Raw genomic sequence first — 15,661 nt, forward strand, 5'->3', positions numbered from 1 at the left:
CTTTTTATCTTTTGTTTGTTTTCTTTTTTCTTTTTTTTTTTTTTTTTTTTTTTTTTTCAAGCAGAAGACGGCATACGAGATCATGCCTAGTCTCGTGGGCTCGGAGATGTGTATAAGAGACAGATCTGTTTGTTTAGACATGATCTGCTGCTCCCTTTTAGCGGTTCAGGTTTCAGCATTAACTATAGAACAGCGTCATGCATACGCCTGCTAAAGCCAGGGATATAACGAAAAACGCAGCCGGAAGCGTCAGAAGAGGCGGAAAAAGGAGAAAAAGCGGGAGAAAACAGCAGGCACAGACGCGCCTGCTGTCAGGGTAGTGAGTGGCTTAGCGGTGCGCCAGCTCACCGGTTTCGTCGCTGTTGAGCACTTTGCGATCGGTCAGACCCAGCCAGCGACTGGTCAGCGAACCGGCAGTCATGGCACCGTTCACGTTCAGAGCGGTACGTCCCATATCAATCAGCGGTTCGATGGAGATCAGCAGTGCCACCAGCGTGACCGGCAGTCCCAGAGTGGGCAGCACGATCAGCGCAGCAAAGGTTGCACCGCCGCCGACGCCCGCCACCCCGGCTGAGCTCAGGGTCACGATCCCTACCAGCGTCGCAATCCACAGCGGATCGAAGGGGTTAATGCCCACGGTAGGGGCTACCATCACCGCCAGCATGGTGGGATAAAGCCCGGCGCAGCCGTTCTGCCCGATGGTCGCGCCAAAGGAGGCGGAGAAGCTGGCGATCGATTCCGGCACGCCCAGGCGACGCGTCTGCGTTTCCACGTTCAGCGGAATACTGGCGGCGCTGGAGCGGCTGGTAAAGGCGAAGGTGATCACCGGCCAGACTTTCTGGAAGAAGCGCAGCGGATTGATGCCGTTCAGCGACAGCAGCAGGGCATGGACTCCAAACATAATGGCGAGGCCAAGGTAGGAGGCGACTACAAAGCTGCCCAGCTTGATAATATCCTGCAGGTTGGAGCCCGCGACCACTTTGGTCATCAGCGCCAGTACGCCGTAAGGGGTGAGTTTCATCACCAGACGCACCAGTTTCATCACCCAGGACTGCAGCGTATCGATTGCCAGCAGTACGCGTTCGCCTTTCACTGTATCGTCTTTTAATAACTGCAGTGCCGCGACGCCGAGAAAGGCAGCGAAAATCACCACGCTGATAATCGAGGTCGGGCTGGCACCAGTCATCTCAGCGAAGGGGTTTTTCGGAATGAACGACAGCAGCAGCTGCGGCACCGTCAGGTCAGCCACTTTGCCCACGTAATTGTTTTGCAGCGCATTCAGGCGTGCTGTTTCCTGCGCGCCCTGAACCAGACCCTCTGCGCTGAGGCCAAACAGTGCGGTGACAAAGACCCCCACCAGCGCGGCGATCGCGGTGGTGAACAGCAGGACGCCAATGGTGAGCACGCTGATTTTACCCAGCGAGGCGGCGCTGTGCAGACGTGCAACCGCGCTGAGAATCGAGGCAAACACCAGCGGCATTACAATCATCTGCAGCAGTTGCACATAACCGCTACCGACAATGTTAAACCAGCTGATGGATGCGGCGACAGTGGCATTCTCCGCGCCATAGATCAGCTGCAGCGCCAGGCCAAACAGCACGCCCAGCACCAGACCAAACAGCACTTTTTTCGACAGGCTCCATGTCGTACGGCCGGTGCGTGACACCAGCAATAACAGCGCCACAAAGGCGACAATATTAAGAATGAGGGGAAGATTCATTCTGTCTCTCCAAAAGTTGAAACCCCCGTCCGCTGACAAGCGCAGCGATAACAGGGGCAGATAAAGGTTCCGTCAAAGCGGAATGGCGGCATGGTAACAGCTGACGCGCGGCAGGCTTATATTCAAATGGTATGGCATATAACCTGATGTGCTAAGAGATGCTTTTAACGTGCTGTTTGCGCGCTAATAAAGCGGCTGACATCATTCTGCAGTGAATTGAACAGCGACGCCGGCCAGCCGCTGGCGCTGAACAGCGGCGTTTCCGCCGGAAACCACAGAGCAAAGCCGACCAGCGCCAGACACAGGGTCCGCTCCAGCTGATTGCCTTTCTGCGTTCTCAACAGTGGCAGGCGAAAGCGCCAGCGGCAGGGCCAGAGCAGGGGAACACCGGCGGGCGTCAGCATATCGGCCACAATATGGCTCAGATAGCCAAGGGTCATGCCCTGTAAAACATCTGCCGGGATCGGCCAGCTGGCGGGAATGTTGATCTGCAACAGCCAGAGTCCGGCCGCCACCGCCAGTAAGCTGTGGGTAAAGCCACGATGACCAAAAGCGCGCGCGATGGGCACCGACAGCCATTTCAGCCGCTGGCCCAGCACCGATTTTGGATGATCAATATCCGGCAGCAGGCAGGTTAATAAAGTTGCGGGAACAAGATGCCACCAGTCAGCCTCCGCCAGCACCGGTGTTAACTCGGCGCGCCTGGCAAAAATCGCACTGGCAATAGCAAAAATTACATGGCCTTCGGCCGTCATGATAAAACCTGGCTGCAAAACTGTCGATGCATCCAGTATAGGGATTTATCCAGTAAATGAGAATATGTGACGCTGTAACGAAGCATGAATATCTGTGGCAGAAGGCGAACAGCGGGCACCGTGGCGGTGCCCGTTAAGAGAGCTTAGCGCGCCAGCCAGCCGCCATCAACCGCCAGCGTATAACCATTCACATAATCAGCGGCCGGAGAGGCGAGAAAAACGATTGGGCCTTTCATATCGTCCGGCGTTCCCCAGCGTCCGGCAGGAATACGCTCCAGGATCGCTTCATTGCGCGCTTCATCGTTACGTAATTGCCCGGTATTATTGGTTGCCATATAGCCTGGCGCAATGGCATTTACGTTGATGCCATATTGCGCCCACTCGTTAGCCATCAGGCGCGTCAGCCCCATGACCGCGCTCTTCGAGGCAGTATAAGAAGGCACGCGAATCCCGCCCTGGAACGACAGCATCGACGCGATATTAATGATCTTCCCCCCCTGGCCCTGCGCGATAAACTGACGCGCCACCTGCTGGGAGAGGAAAAACAGCGTTTTGCTGTTGATATTCATGACATCGTCCCAGTCCTTCTCACTGAAATTCAGCGCATCCTCGCGGCGGATAATGCCAGCATTATTCACCAGAATGTCTATTTTTCCGGCGGCGGCAACGGCCTGCGTCACAATCTGCGCGGTCCGTGTCGCATCGGTCAGGTCGGCCTGGAACGGAAAGAAGCGTCGGCCCAGCGCTTGAATGCGTGTCTGCGTCTCCTCACTCCCGGCGCGGTTAACGCCGATAATGTCACATCCGGCCTCGGCCAGCGCCAGCGCCATTCCCTGGCCCAGGCCGGTATTGCAGCCGGTGACCAGCGCGATCTTCCCTTCCAGATTAAAGGCATTCAGTATCATGCTGTCTTCTCCTCCGGTTCAGCGTAATTCGCTGACTCTGACGTGATCCATGTCGTCGAATACCTGATTTTCACCTGTCATGCCCCAGATAAAGGTATAGCGTTTGGTGCCCACCCCGGCGTGGATCGACCAGCTGGGCGAGATCACCGCCTGTTCATTATGCACCAGCAGATGACGTGTCTCCTGCGGCTCTCCCATCATATGGAACACGGCGGTTTCCTCATCCATATCGAAATAGAAGTAGACCTCCATGCGGCGCTCATGAGTATGACAGGGCATGGTGTTCCACAGGCTGCCTTCTTCCAGTTTGGTCAGCCCCATGGTGAGCTGGCAGGTGGGCAACACAGCCGGCACGATAAATTTGTTAATGGTACGGCGGTTCGAGGTGGCCGGATCGCCAAGCGTAGTGGGAGAAGCTTCCGCCAGGGTGATTTTTTTGTCCGGGTAGGTGGTATGCGCCGGGGCGCTGTTGTAATAAAATTTGGCGGGCTGCTGCGCATGGGCGCTGCGAAATACCACCGACTGCGCCCCTTTACCAACATACAGCGCCTCTTCATGACCAATTTCCCAGGTCTTGCCATCCACTTCAATCAGGCCCGGGCCGCCAATGTTGATTACCCCCAGTTCACGCCGCTCCAGGAAGTAGCTGACACCCAGCTGCTGGCCCACTTCGCTGCCGATGGTTACGCTCTGCTGCACAGGCATCACGCCACCGATAATAATGCGGTCGATGTGACTGTAGGTCATGGTATAGCTGTCGGCGACGAAAACCTTTTCGATCATGAATTCGCGGCGTAAACCGGCGGTATCCAGTTGCCTGGCGTGATCGCTGTGAATGCTTTGACGAATATCCATCTCAGACCTCTCTGCGGATTGATGACTGAATCGCCCGGTTGGGGCGTGTTGAAGCATCTTAGGCAGCCTGGTACATCAATTCAATAAAAATGAAACAACGTTTTATTTGTTTTGCAGGCGCGATCAAACCTTGCTGACAGAGTGGAGGTGAAAGCTCGCCGCAGGCGGCGAGCCAGGCAGGGCGTTTTACAGACCCAGATGGGCAGGGGTAAGCGCCTGCAGCGAGTCGAGCCGGGCGTTCGCCAGCGACCAGCGCGCATCATCACGATGCTCCGCCGCCGGTACAACTATCGAGCGCATACGCGCCGCTTTACAGGCGATCATGCCGTTAAACGAGTCTTCCAGCGCGACGCAGTTGAGTGGATCGATGCCCAGCTTTGCGGCAGCATCCAGATAGACCTGCGGGTGCGGTTTGCTGTACGGCAGGGCTTCGGCTGAAGCGAGGGCCGAAAAGTAGTGGCGCAGATTGAACATCTCCAGCACGCGCTCCAGCATCGCCAGCGGTGAGGCGGAAGCCAGCGCAATTTTCAGGCCCTGCTGCTGACAGAGCGCAAGCGCATGCTCAACGCCGGGCAGCAGCGGACGCGTTTCCTCTACCAGCGTCAGCGCACGGGCGATAACCCGCGCCGTCACTTCCTGCTGGCTCGGTCCGTTCCACGGCAGGGTTTCGTACCACATCCGCACCACCTGGTCGATGCGTAATCCCAGTGTGTCCGGCAACTCATGACGACGGGAAACATCAACCCCGAGGGCAGACAGGACTTCCCGCTCCGCCTGATCCCACAGCGGCTCAGAATCAATAAGCAAACCGTCCATATCAAAAATAGCGGCAAGAACAGGGCGTTGAAATGACATACAGAGGCTCCATGTAAGATTTCCGTTACCTTAGCACGGATAAGGGAGGAGAAGGCAGTGCCTGGCTTTTACGCAGCTCTCTCTTTTTCCAGGAAAAAACAGACCGGGGCAGGTAGACTTACAGCGTAACTTTACAGGTCAAGGAGACACCATGACATACCAACAGGCTGGCCGCATTGCCATCCTTAAGCGCGTGGCTGGCTGGGTCGTTTTTATCCCGGCGCTGTTGTCCACGCTGATTTCACTGCTCAGCTTTATGTTCAAACACAGCGAGAAACAGCCGGGCATTAATGCGGTGCTGCTCGATTTTATCCATGTCATTATCGATATGATCCGCTTTAATACGACCTTCCTCGATTTTTTCTGGCGTCACTCGCCGGTGCCGGAGTTCCGGGGAGAGGCCAATGTCGGGTTCTGGATTATCTACATCCTGATTTTTGTCGGGCTGGCGCTGCAGGCGTCGGGTGCACGCATGTGGCGTCAGTCACGTCATATCAAAGAAGGCATTGAAGACCAGCTGATTATTGAACAGGCAAAGGGGAGCGAAGGGCGTACCCGACAGCTGCTCGAGGAGAAAATTCGGGTGCCAAATCACACCATCCTGCTGCAGATTTTCCCGCTCTATATTCTTCCCGTCGTGATCGCCCTGATCGGCTATTTCGTACTGTCGCTGCTCGGCTTTCTGTAACGGGTCAGGCCTGTTCGGCCTGACTCATCCCCGCCTGATCCCGGCTAAGCAGCTGGCCTACCGCCAGCTGCGCTTCTTCCGTCCAGCTGCCGCCAAAGACATTGGCGCGATTAAGCAGATAGTAGAGCTGATACACCGGCTGACGCTGAGAGAAACCGGCGGGCAGCGGCCAGACAGCATGATATCCCTCATAAATCTGGCGTGGCAGATGGCTGTACCAGCTCAGCATCGCCAGATCGCACTCGCGGTCGCCCCAGTAGCAGGCGGGATCGAAAATCCACGGGCCTGCCTGGCTGCCCGCGCAGTTAGCCGGCCAGAGATCGCCATGCAGCAGAGAAGGTTGAGGATGGTGGCTGCTGAGCGCGCGCTGCACGCAGTCGACAATCAGATCGATATCGCCATAGTGAATATTTTTTTCAGCGGCCAGCTGCAGCTGCCAGCCGATGCGCTGCTCAGCAAAAAAAAATGACCAGCGACGCAGCCAGCTGTTGGGTTGGGGGGAGGTGGTGATATTGTTGTCGAAATCGAGGCCAAACTGCGGCTGTTCGCTCCACTGATGCAGATGCGCCAGCTGCTGGCCAAGCTGAAAGGCGGCGGCGGCGTCCAGCGGTTGCGGCGCGATATATTCCAGCAGCAGAAAGCTGTAGTCACGGTCATAACCAACGCCATACACTTTGGGAACGCGCACGGTATGGGTTCGCGCCAGCAGTTCCAGCTGCTCCGCTTCCCAGCTGAACAGGGAGAGTTTGTCGCGATCGTTACATTTGACAAAGATCTCCTGCTCGCCGTAACGAACCTTCCAGGCGGCATGGACCTCTCCTCCCGGCAGTTCCTCACGTCGGGTGATTTCGGCGCTGCCCAACTGCTCACTTAACAGACGACTAATGGCTGACCACATCGGGTTGTCCTCTTTATTCGCTGCGTAAGATCGATTGTAACGCTTAAATATTCACCAAAATCACTGTTGCGTCCAGCCTGGCGACGCTTTTTATAAAACAAAGCGTTTCAGGCTTACGGTTTAAGAAACGCCTCCAGCGTCGTGACCTCTACTTCGGGCTTCTGGCCCAGCACCATTTCACCCAGCCTCGTAGCCTGTTGCGTAATCTCTTCGGCCGGTAACGCGCTCAGCAGACCATAGCTGTGGGTGCCCAGCTCGTGCGACTGGCCCACTTCGTCAGTCAGGGTGGTGGAAAAACCGCCGTTTACCATTGCGCTATCCAGTTCAAGAATATCGCTCAGGCCCTGATCATGAAAATGAAAGGTGACAATGTAACGTTTTACCTCGGCTGCACTCATGATATACCTCGTGGTTAAGTTACGCTGTCAGCGTAGACCATGGTCAAAATTTGAGCGAGAGTTGCGCATCAGAAACGCTAAAGCACGCGCTGAAAAGCGCTAAATCAAGGGAAATGAGGCACGCCGGGCTTCAGAAAATTCTTGTAGCAATTTGGCTGCATTTTTATTACCTGCCTCTTATAATGCGCGCCGGGAATGGGAACAATCCCATTCCAGAGCCTGAAGCAGCGGGATGCCGGGTTTTTGGCGCGATTAAACATTTTTTTACAATAGTCACCATAAAGGGCATTGATCGGCCGGTAAAACCCTTCAGACTCTTCGTGTTTTTAAACTTGTCGTACGGACCCATTTTAATGAAAGCGTTAACAAAGCTCTCTGCTGTTCTTTTGCTCTCTTCCGGAGCACTTTGTCACCAGGCATTAGCGGATAACAACGTGTTTACGTCCATGGACGATCCTTCCAGCGCGAAGAAACCTTTTGAAGGTAGCGCGTCGGCCGGTTACCTGGCTCAAACGGGCAATACCAAAAGCTCCTCACTGACCGCGCAGACCAATATGACGTGGTATACCACCAATTACGCCTACAGCCTGTGGGGGAACGCGGCGAACACCTCTTCAAACGACGAGCGTTCATCCGAAACCTATAATGTCGGTGGTCGTACCCGCTACAATATGACCAGCAATGATTACCTGTTCGGCCAGGCGAGCTGGCTGAGCGACCGCTTCAACGGTTATGACGCGCGTGATGTTCTGACCGCTGGTTACGGTCGTCAGATTCTGAATGGTCCAGTGCACTCGCTGCGTACTGAATTCGGTCCGGGCGTGCGTTATGATGATTTCCACGATGGCGGTCATGAAACCAAAGCGCTGGGCTACGGCGCGCTGAGCTACCAGTGGCAGCTTACCGACAACACCAAATTTATTCAGGGCGTTTCCGTGCTGAGCAGCTTTGATGACGATACCACCCTGAACTCTGAAACCGGATTGCAGGTGGCGATCAATGCTCACTTTGCGCTGAAGCTGGCGTATAACGTAACCTGGAATAACAATCCGCCGGAATCTGCGCCGGATCGTACCGATACTAAAACTTCTGTGCTGCTCTCTTACGCTATGTAAGGGCGCTGGCGCACCGCTATCACCGCTAAACCCGCAGCCGGAAATCGCTTCCGCTGCGGGTTTTTTCTGTCCCTGTGACGGTGAAACAAGCAAAAAGTCACTGCTTTTCCGGGTTTTGCTGCTTCCGGAAAGCTGTTATTATTAACGCACAAAAATGCCTGGCGTCATTCCGACAATGTGGGTCTGACATTACGCCCGGCAGATTCTCACCATCAATGTTGCATGTAAGCTTTCGTGTGGCTTACCACTGCAATTAAGGATATGAAATGCCCGTAATTACGCTTCCTGATGGAAGCCAGCGTTCTTTTGATCGTCCCGTCAGCGTGATGGATATCGCGCAGGATATCGGTCCTGGTCTGGCAAAAGCCTGTATCGCCGGACGCGTCAATGGCGAACTGGTGGATGCCGTTGATCTCATCCATGAAGATGCCGCTGTCGCCATTATCACCGCCAAAGATGAAGCTGGCCTGGAGATTATTCGTCACTCCTGCGCGCACCTGTTAGGGCACGCGATTAAACAGCTGTGGCCAGATACCAAAATGGCTATCGGTCCGGTGATCGATAACGGTTTCTATTATGATGTGGATCTCGACCGCACGCTGAGCCAGGAAGACATTGAGCTGCTGGAAAAGCGCATGCATGAACTGGCAGAAACCAATTACACCGTCATCAAGAAAAAAGTGAGCTGGCAGGAAGCGCGTGACGTTTTCGCCGCCCGCGGTGAGATTTATAAAACCACCATTCTGGATGAGAATATCAGCCACGACGACCGTCCTGGCCTCTATCATCATGAAGAATATATCGACATGTGCCGCGGTCCGCACGTGCCGAACATGCGTTTCTGCCACTTCTTCAAGCTGCAGAAAATTTCCGGTGCCTACTGGCGTGGCGACAGCAACAATAAAATGCTGCAGCGTATCTACGGCACCGCCTGGGCGGATAAAAAACAGTTGAATGCTTATCTGCAGCGTCTGGAAGAGGCGGCGAAGCGCGATCACCGTAAAATTGGTAAGCAGCTCGATCTCTACCATATGCAGGAAGAAGCGCCGGGTATGGTGTTCTGGCACAACGACGGCTGGACCATCTTCCGCGAGCTGGAAGTGTTTGTACGCAGCAAGCTGAAAGAGTATCAGTACCAGGAAGTGAAAGGGCCCTTTATGATGGACCGTGTGCTCTGGGAAAAAACCGGACACTGGGAAAACTATAAAGAAGCGATGTTCACCACCTCTTCCGAGAACCGTGAATATTGCATCAAGCCGATGAACTGCCCGGGCCACGTGCAGATCTTCAATCAGGGGCTGAAATCCTACCGTGATCTGCCGTTACGTATGGCGGAGTTCGGCAGCTGCCATCGTAACGAGCCGTCAGGCGCGCTGCATGGTCTGATGCGCGTACGCGGCTTCACCCAGGACGATGCGCATATCTTCTGTACGGAAGAGCAGGTCCGCAGCGAAGTAAACAGTTGCATCCGAATGGTGTATGATATGTACAGCACCTTCGGCTTTGAGAAAATTGTGGTAAAACTCTCTACGCGTCCGGAAAAACGTATCGGTACCGATGATATGTGGGATCGCGCAGAACAGGATTTGGCGGCCGCGCTGAAGGAAAATAATATTTCCTTTGAATATCAGCCGGGCGAAGGCGCTTTCTATGGCCCTAAAATCGAATTTACCCTGTATGATTGTCTCGATCGCGCCTGGCAGTGTGGTACAGTTCAGCTAGACTTCTCTTTGCCGAAGCGTCTGGACGCCACTTATGTGGGTGAAACCAACGATCGTCAGACACCGGTGATGATTCACCGTGCTATTCTGGGGTCAATGGAGCGCTTTATTGGCATCCTGACCGAAGAATTTGCCGGTTTCTTCCCGAGCTGGCTGGCCCCGGTACAGGCCGTGGTGATGAATATCACCGATAATCAGGCCGAATATGTCAACGAATTGACGCGCAAATTGCAAAATGCCGGCATTCGTGTAAAAGCAGACTTGAGAAACGAGAAGATAGGCTTTAAAATCCGCGAGCACACATTACGTCGCGTCCCTTATATGTTAGTCTGCGGTGAAAAAGAAGTGGAGGCCGGCAAGGTAGCCGTGCGTACCCGCCGTGGCAAAGACCTTGGGTCGATGGATGTCGATGTGTTTGTTGAGAAGCTGCAACAAGAGATTCGCAGCCGAAATCTTCACCAACTGGAGGAATAAGGTATTAAAGGCGGAAAACGAGTAGCACCAACGCGTCCGAATCGTATCAACGGTGAAATCCGTGCCACAGAAGTGCGCTTAACCGGCGTTGATGGCGAGCAGATTGGCATTGTCAGTCTACGTGAAGCTATAGAAAAAGCTGAAGAGGCAGGTGTTGATTTAGTAGAGATCAGCCCTAACGCCGAACCGCCAGTTTGCCGCATTATGGACTACGGCAAATTCCTCTATGAAAAAAGCAAATCTTCTAAGGAACAGAAGAAGAAGCAAAAAGTCATCCAGGTTAAGGAAATTAAATTCCGTCCTGGTACCGATGAAGGCGACTATCAGGTCAAACTACGCAACCTGATTCGTTTTCTGGAAGAAGGCGATAAAGCCAAAATCACGCTGCGTTTCCGTGGCCGTGAGATGGCGCACCAACAGATCGGTATGGAAGTGCTTAACCGCGTGAAAGAAGATCTGAATGAACTGGCCGTAGTCGAATCCTTCCCGTCGAAGATCGAAGGCCGCCAGATGATCATGGTGCTCGCACCCAAGAAGAAACAGTAGGCCTTCAAGTAACAGATACCGCGCAGCGTTCGCGTTGTGCGGCTTTTTGTTCGCCTGTCTGGGTCATTTTATTAACAATGCGAAGTGGATATTTGTCAAAATGCCAAAGATTAAAACTGTCCGTGGCGCGGCTAAGCGCTTCAAGAAGACCGCTTCTGGCGGCTTCAAGCGCAAGCACGCTAACCTGCGTCATATTCTGACCAAAAAATCAACCAAGCGTAAACGTCACCTGCGTCCGAAAGGCCTGGTATCTAAAGGCGATCTGGGTCTGGTAGTAGCCTGCCTGCCTTACGCATAAGTTAATTTTTTACAACAGAATATAGAACAGGAGAGCACTCATGGCTCGTGTAAAACGTGGTGTCATTGCCCGCGCACGTCACAAGAAAATCTTAAAACAAGCTAAAGGCTACTACGGTGCACGTTCACGTGTATACCGCGTTGCCTTCCAGGCTGTTATCAAAGCTGGTCAGTATGCTTACCGCGACCGTCGTCAACGTAAACGTCAGTTCCGTCAGCTGTGGATCGCACGTATCAACGCTGCGGCCCGTCAGAACGGTATCTCTTACAGCCGTTTCATCAATGGCCTGAAAAAAGCCTCTATTGAAATCGACCGTAAGATTCTGGCTGACATCGCTGTATTCGACAAAGTGACATTTACTGCACTGGTTGAAAAAGCAAAAACAGCTCTGGCGTAAGTCAGGTAAAAAAGGGAGCTTGCTCCCTTTTTTATTGTCCCTAATCTGCGTAAACGATTGACATTTATCACGATGGGCATTTCAATAGTGCCGTTAAAATGATGACAAGGTAACGCAAGCATGCACGCTGCTATTTTCCGTTTCTTTTTTTACTTTAGCACCTGACATCCAGGGGCTTTTGCGCATAGAAAAGAAACGAAAAATCGCGCTGAAAGCCTCCCTCGTGGAGGCTTTTTTGTTTCTGGCGACATCACATTGGACCCACAGGTCCCAACGAGAACAGACCAGCCTGGCTGGAAGAAGAGGAAACCATGTCCCAACTCGCAGAACTGGTGGCGCGCGCCACGGCCGCCATCGATGAGGCGACGGATATCGCCGCCCTTGACGCCGTGCGTGTCGAATACCTGGGTAAAAAAGGGCATCTGACGCTGCAAATGAACACGCTGCGCGATCTGCCTGCGGAAGAGCGTCCGGCTGCCGGTGCGGTGATCAACGAGGCCAAACAGCAGGTACAGGAGTGCCTTAACGCCCGTAAAAACAACCTGGAATCAGCTGCGCTGAATGCGCGACTGGCGGCAGAAACGATCGACGTTTCCCTGCCGGGCCGTCGTACGGAGAACGGTGGGCTGCATCCGGTCACCCGTACCATTGATCGCATCGAAACCTTTTTCGGCGAGCTGGGCTTTGCTGTCGCCACCGGCCCGGAAATCGAGGATGACTATCATAACTTCGACGCGCTGAATATTCCGGGACACCACCCGGCGCGCGCCGATCACGACACCTTCTGGTTTGATGCCACACGTCTGCTGCGTACGCAAACCTCCGGCGTCCAGATCCGTACCATGAAGAATCAGCAGCCGCCGATCCGCATTATTGCGCCGGGACGCGTCTACCGCAACGATTACGACCAGACGCATACCCCGATGTTCCATCAGATGGAAGGCCTGATCGTCGATAAAAACATCAGCTTCACCAACCTGAAAGGCACGCTGCACGACTTCCTGCGCAACTTCTTTGAAGAAGATCTGCAGGTGCGTTTCCGTCCTTCCTATTTTCCGTTTACCGAACCCTCTGCTGAAGTGGACGTGATGGGTAAAAACGGCAAATGGCTGGAAGTGCTGGGCTGCGGCATGGTGCATCCGAACGTGCTGCGCAACGTGGGTATCGACCCGGAAGTCTATTCCGGCTTCGCGTTCGGCATGGGGATGGAGCGTCTCACCATGCTGCGTTACGGCGTGACCGATCTGCGCGCTTTCTTCGAAAATGATTTACGTTTCCTCAAACAATTTAAATAAGGGCAGGTTATCCAATGAAATTCAGTGAACTCTGGTTACGCGAATGGGTAAATCCAGCCCTGGACAGCGCTGCGCTGGCTGAACAAATTACCATGGCAGGCCTGGAAGTGGACGGCGTCGAGCCGGTTGCCGGCGCGTTCCACGGCGTGGTGGTTGGTGAAGTGGTAGAGTGCGGCCAGCACCCGAACGCCGATAAACTACGCGTCACCAAAGTGAATGTTGGCGGCGATCGTCTGCTGGACATCGTGTGCGGCGCACCCAACTGCCGTCAGGGCCTGAAAGTGGCCGTGGCGACCGTGGGCGCGGTACTGCCGGGCGACTTTAAAATCAAAGCAGCAAAACTGCGCGGCGAGCCATCAGAAGGGATGCTCTGCTCCTTCTCCGAGCTGGGTATTACTGACGATCACAACGGTATTATCGAACTGCCAGCCGATGCGCCCATTGGCCGCGATCTTCGCGACTATCTGCAGCTGGACGACAACACCATTGAAATCAGCGTCACCCCGAACCGCGCCGATTGTCTGGGCATCATCGGTATCGCCCGTGACGTTGCGGTGGTGAACGGTTTGCCGTTGACCCAGCCGGAAATCACCCCGGTGGCGGCCACGCTGAATGAGACCTTCCCGATTCGTATCGATGCGCCTGCCGCCTGCCCACGCTATCTGGGACGCGTGGTTAAAGGAATTAATGTGAAAGCGGCCACGCCGCTGTGGATGAAAGAGAAACTGCGCCGCTGCGGTATTCGCTCTATCGATCCGGTGGTGGATATCACCAACTATGTCCTGCTGGAGCTGGGTCAGCCGATGCACGCCTTCGATCTCAACCGCATTGACGGCGGCATCGTGGTGCGGATGGCAGAAGAGGGAGAAACCCTGACCCTGCTGGATGGCAGCGAAGCGACGCTGAGCAGCGACACCTTAGTGATTGCCGATCACCATAAGGCACTGGCGATGGGCGGTATCTTTGGCGGCGAACACTCTGGCGTGAATGAAGAGACGCAAAACATCCTGTTTGAGTGCGCTTATTTCGATCCGCTGGCGATTACCGGGCGCGCACGCCGCCACGGCCTGCATACCGATGCTTCTCACCGCTACGAGCGTGGTGTCGATCCGGCACTGCAGCACAAGGCGCTGGAACGCGCGACCCAGCTGTTGCTGGAGATTTGCGGGGGTGAAGCTGGTCCGGTGATCGACCAGACGCACAGTGAGACGCTGCCGGCCCGTGCGACCATTACACTGCGTCGCGAGAAGCTGGACCGCCTGATTGGTCATGTGATTGGCGACGAGCAGGTCACCGATATTCTGCAGCGTCTGGGCTGTGAAGTCACGGCGGGCAATGGCGAATGGCAAGCGGTCGCCCCCAGCTGGCGCTTCGATATGACTATCGAAGAAGATCTGATCGAAGAAGTGGCCCGCGTTTACGGTTACAACAACATTCCCAATGTGCCGGTGCAGGCGGGTCTGGTCATGACCTCTCATCGTGAAGCCTCGCTGTCGCTGAAACGCGTGAAAACGCTGCTGGTAGATAAAGGCTATCAGGAAGCGATTACCTACAGCTTTGTCGATCCTAAAGTGCAGTCGCTGCTGCATCCGGGCGAAAAGGCGCTGATTCTGCCGAGCCCTATCTCCAGCGAAATGTCGGCGATGCGTCTGTCGCTCTGGAGCGGCCTGCTGAGTGCGGTGGTCTATAACCAGAACCGTCAGCAGAGCCGCGTGCGTCTGTTTGAAAGCGGTCTGCGCTTTGTACCGGATACACAAGCGGATTTAGGTATCCGTCAGGATCTTATGCTGGCAGGGGTGATAAGCGGTAACCGTGACGAAGAGCACTGGGATCTGGCGCGCCATACGGTAGACTTCTATGATTTAAAAGGTGATTTGGAATCGGTACTGGAACTCACCGGTAAGCTTGACGATATCCGCTTCCGCGCCGAAGCCAATCCGGCGTTACATCCGGGTCAAAGTGCGGCGATTTACCTGAAAGATGAACGAATCGGATTTATCGGGGTGGTTCATCCGGAACTGGAACGTAAGCTGGATCTCAACGGACGCACCTTAGTCTTTGAACTGCTTTGGAATAAGGTCGCAGACCGCGTCCTGCCTGATGCGCGCGAGATTTCACGCTTCCCGGCAAACCGTCGTGATATCGCCGTTGTGGTGCCGGAAAATGTACCCGCAGCAGATATTATTGCAGAGTGTAAGAAAGTTGGCGTAAATCAGATAGTTGGCGTAAACTTGTTTGACGTGTACCGTGGTAAGGGTGTAAACGAGGGTTATAAGAGCCTCGCGATTAGCCTGATTTTGCAGGATACCAGCCGGACACTCGAAGAAGAGGAGATTGCTGCAACCGTTGCCAGATGCGTTGCGGCATTAAAAGAGCGATTCCAGGCAACCTTGAGGGATTGAACCTATGGCGCTTACAAAAGCTGAAATGTCAGAGTACCTGTTTGAAAAGCTCGGGCTGAGCAAACGTGATGCAAAAGAGCTGGTAGAACTGTTTTTTGAAGAGGTCCGCCGCGCTTTGGAAAATGGTGAACAGGTCAAACTGTCTGGATTTGGTAATTTCGACCTGCGCGATAAGAACCAACGTCCTGGTCGGAATCCGAAAACGGGGGAAGATATCCCGATTACTGCTCGTCGCGTGGTGACCTTCCGTCCCGGACAGAAGTTAAAAAGCCGCGTAGAAAACGCTTCACCGAAAAACGACTGACTCATTTCAGTGTACAAAAGGCCGCTTCAGCGGCC

General features: G+C 54.3%; 17 protein-coding genes and 1 other annotated feature. Of the genes, 10 read left to right on the top strand and 7 right to left on the bottom strand.

Annotated features, from left to right (window positions below):
• Positions 1 to 328 precede the first annotated feature (328 nt).
• From E0E17_RS15480 to hxpB, 5 genes are all read right to left on the bottom strand, one after another.
• Positions 329 to 1,720, bottom strand: a complete 1,392-nt coding sequence (locus tag E0E17_RS15480; protein WP_130834899.1) for an L-cystine transporter — start codon at positions 1,718 to 1,720, stop codon at positions 329 to 331.
• Between the two features lie 164 nt (positions 1,721 to 1,884).
• The gene (locus E0E17_RS15485) at positions 1,885 to 2,475 is read right to left on the bottom strand and encodes a metal-dependent hydrolase (protein ID WP_130834900.1); all 591 of its coding nucleotides are present in this window, start codon (positions 2,473 to 2,475) and stop codon (positions 1,885 to 1,887) included.
• Between the two features lie 143 nt (positions 2,476 to 2,618).
• Positions 2,619 to 3,380, bottom strand: coding sequence for a 2-dehydro-3-deoxy-D-gluconate 5-dehydrogenase KduD (gene kduD / locus E0E17_RS15490; RefSeq protein WP_130834901.1), 762 nt, complete (start codon positions 3,378 to 3,380; stop codon positions 2,619 to 2,621).
• Positions 3,381 to 3,398: 18 nt separating this feature from the next.
• Complete coding sequence (kduI, locus tag E0E17_RS15495) at positions 3,399 to 4,235, bottom strand: 5-dehydro-4-deoxy-D-glucuronate isomerase (RefSeq protein WP_130834902.1); 837 nt, start codon at positions 4,233 to 4,235, stop codon at positions 3,399 to 3,401.
• A gap of 186 nt (positions 4,236 to 4,421) precedes the next feature.
• Positions 4,422 to 5,090 carry a hexitol phosphatase HxpB gene (gene hxpB, locus E0E17_RS15500; protein WP_130834903.1) on the bottom strand — a complete coding sequence of 223 codons (669 nt, stop codon included), beginning with the start codon at positions 5,088 to 5,090 and terminating at the stop codon, positions 4,422 to 4,424.
• A gap of 151 nt (positions 5,091 to 5,241) precedes the next feature.
• On the opposite strand from hxpB, the gene E0E17_RS15505 reads away from it, so the two are divergent.
• Positions 5,242 to 5,778, top strand: a complete 537-nt coding sequence (locus tag E0E17_RS15505; RefSeq protein WP_130834904.1) for a YniB family protein — start codon at positions 5,242 to 5,244, stop codon at positions 5,776 to 5,778.
• Positions 5,779 to 5,782: 4 nt separating this feature from the next.
• Here E0E17_RS15505 and E0E17_RS15510 read toward each other — a convergent pair whose 3' ends face one another.
• Both E0E17_RS15510 and ghoS read right to left on the bottom strand, forming a co-directional pair.
• Positions 5,783 to 6,676 carry a fructosamine kinase family protein gene (locus E0E17_RS15510; RefSeq protein ID WP_130834905.1) on the bottom strand — a complete coding sequence of 298 codons (894 nt, stop codon included), beginning with the start codon at positions 6,674 to 6,676 and terminating at the stop codon, positions 5,783 to 5,785.
• 113 nt (positions 6,677 to 6,789) lie between these two features.
• On the bottom strand, positions 6,790 to 7,074 hold the full coding sequence (gene ghoS, locus E0E17_RS15515) for a type V toxin-antitoxin system endoribonuclease antitoxin GhoS (RefSeq protein ID WP_130834906.1): 285 nt from the start codon (positions 7,072 to 7,074) through the stop codon (positions 6,790 to 6,792).
• Between the two features lie 353 nt (positions 7,075 to 7,427).
• Between ghoS and E0E17_RS15520 the strand changes: the two genes are divergently transcribed.
• The 9 genes from E0E17_RS15520 to ihfA all read left to right on the top strand — a co-directional run bounded on the left by E0E17_RS15520 (position 7,428) and on the right by ihfA (position 15,626).
• Positions 7,428 to 8,189, top strand: a complete 762-nt coding sequence (locus E0E17_RS15520; protein WP_130834907.1) for a DUF481 domain-containing protein — start codon at positions 7,428 to 7,430, stop codon at positions 8,187 to 8,189.
• Positions 8,190 to 8,455: 266 nt separating this feature from the next.
• A complete protein-coding gene (thrS, locus tag E0E17_RS15525) occupies positions 8,456 to 10,384 on the top strand; it encodes a threonine--tRNA ligase (protein ID WP_130834908.1) in 1,929 nt (642 codons plus the stop codon).
• A 3-nt stretch (positions 10,385 to 10,387) separates the two neighbouring features.
• A complete protein-coding gene (infC, locus tag E0E17_RS15530; RefSeq protein WP_130834909.1) occupies positions 10,388 to 10,930 on the top strand; it encodes a translation initiation factor IF-3 in 543 nt (180 codons plus the stop codon).
• Between the two features lie 100 nt (positions 10,931 to 11,030).
• On the top strand, positions 11,031 to 11,228 hold the full coding sequence (gene rpmI / locus E0E17_RS15535) for a 50S ribosomal protein L35 (protein ID WP_081137701.1): 198 nt from the start codon (positions 11,031 to 11,033) through the stop codon (positions 11,226 to 11,228).
• Between the two features lie 40 nt (positions 11,229 to 11,268).
• Entirely contained in the window at positions 11,269 to 11,625 is a 357-nt protein-coding gene (gene rplT, locus E0E17_RS15540; RefSeq protein ID WP_130834910.1) for a 50S ribosomal protein L20, read from the top strand.
• Between the two features lie 115 nt (positions 11,626 to 11,740).
• Positions 11,741 to 11,865: a sequence feature (Phe leader region), on the top strand.
• Positions 11,746 to 11,790, top strand: coding sequence for a pheST operon leader peptide PheM (pheM, locus tag E0E17_RS20245; RefSeq protein ID WP_123912837.1), 45 nt, complete (start codon positions 11,746 to 11,748; stop codon positions 11,788 to 11,790). (Overlaps the previous feature by 45 nt.)
• A 71-nt stretch (positions 11,866 to 11,936) precedes the next feature.
• Positions 11,937 to 12,920: a phenylalanine--tRNA ligase subunit alpha gene (gene pheS, locus E0E17_RS15555; RefSeq protein WP_130834911.1), complete on the top strand. Its 984-nt coding sequence runs from the start codon at positions 11,937 to 11,939 to the stop codon at positions 12,918 to 12,920.
• A 14-nt stretch (positions 12,921 to 12,934) separates the two neighbouring features.
• On the top strand, positions 12,935 to 15,322 hold the full coding sequence (gene pheT / locus E0E17_RS15560; protein ID WP_130834912.1) for a phenylalanine--tRNA ligase subunit beta: 2,388 nt from the start codon (positions 12,935 to 12,937) through the stop codon (positions 15,320 to 15,322).
• Positions 15,323 to 15,326: 4 nt separating this feature from the next.
• On the top strand, positions 15,327 to 15,626 hold the full coding sequence (ihfA, locus tag E0E17_RS15565) for an integration host factor subunit alpha (RefSeq protein WP_078001505.1): 300 nt from the start codon (positions 15,327 to 15,329) through the stop codon (positions 15,624 to 15,626).
• Positions 15,627 to 15,661 lie beyond the last annotated feature (35 nt).

The sequence above is a fragment of the [Erwinia] mediterraneensis genome, from assembly GCF_900604315.1.
Classification (GTDB): domain Bacteria; phylum Pseudomonadota; class Gammaproteobacteria; order Enterobacterales; family Enterobacteriaceae; genus Pantoea; species Pantoea mediterraneensis_A.

What these genes read in the sequence shown, in the direction of transcription:
- E0E17_RS15480 (WP_130834899.1), bottom strand. Translation starts at nt 1,720, where the DNA reads ATGAATCTTCCCCTCATTCTTAATATTGTCGCCTTTGTGGCGCTGTTA.
- E0E17_RS15485 (WP_130834900.1), bottom strand. Translation starts at nt 2,475, where the DNA reads ATGACGGCCGAAGGCCATGTAATTTTTGCTATTGCCAGTGCGATTTTT.
- kduD (WP_130834901.1), bottom strand. Translation starts at nt 3,380, where the DNA reads ATGATACTGAATGCCTTTAATCTGGAAGGGAAGATCGCGCTGGTCACC.
- kduI (WP_130834902.1), bottom strand. Translation starts at nt 4,235, where the DNA reads ATGGATATTCGTCAAAGCATTCACAGCGATCACGCCAGGCAACTGGAT.
- hxpB (WP_130834903.1), bottom strand. Translation starts at nt 5,090, where the DNA reads ATGTCATTTCAACGCCCTGTTCTTGCCGCTATTTTTGATATGGACGGT.
- E0E17_RS15505 (WP_130834904.1), top strand. Translation starts at nt 5,242, where the DNA reads ATGACATACCAACAGGCTGGCCGCATTGCCATCCTTAAGCGCGTGGCT.
- E0E17_RS15510 (WP_130834905.1), bottom strand. Translation starts at nt 6,676, where the DNA reads ATGTGGTCAGCCATTAGTCGTCTGTTAAGTGAGCAGTTGGGCAGCGCC.
- ghoS (WP_130834906.1), bottom strand. Translation starts at nt 7,074, where the DNA reads ATGAGTGCAGCCGAGGTAAAACGTTACATTGTCACCTTTCATTTTCAT.
- E0E17_RS15520 (WP_130834907.1), top strand. Translation starts at nt 7,428, where the DNA reads ATGAAAGCGTTAACAAAGCTCTCTGCTGTTCTTTTGCTCTCTTCCGGA.
- thrS (WP_130834908.1), top strand. Translation starts at nt 8,456, where the DNA reads ATGCCCGTAATTACGCTTCCTGATGGAAGCCAGCGTTCTTTTGATCGT.
- rpmI (WP_081137701.1), top strand. Translation starts at nt 11,031, where the DNA reads ATGCCAAAGATTAAAACTGTCCGTGGCGCGGCTAAGCGCTTCAAGAAG.
- rplT (WP_130834910.1), top strand. Translation starts at nt 11,269, where the DNA reads ATGGCTCGTGTAAAACGTGGTGTCATTGCCCGCGCACGTCACAAGAAA.
- pheS (WP_130834911.1), top strand. Translation starts at nt 11,937, where the DNA reads ATGTCCCAACTCGCAGAACTGGTGGCGCGCGCCACGGCCGCCATCGAT.
- pheT (WP_130834912.1), top strand. Translation starts at nt 12,935, where the DNA reads ATGAAATTCAGTGAACTCTGGTTACGCGAATGGGTAAATCCAGCCCTG.
- ihfA (WP_078001505.1), top strand. Translation starts at nt 15,327, where the DNA reads ATGGCGCTTACAAAAGCTGAAATGTCAGAGTACCTGTTTGAAAAGCTC.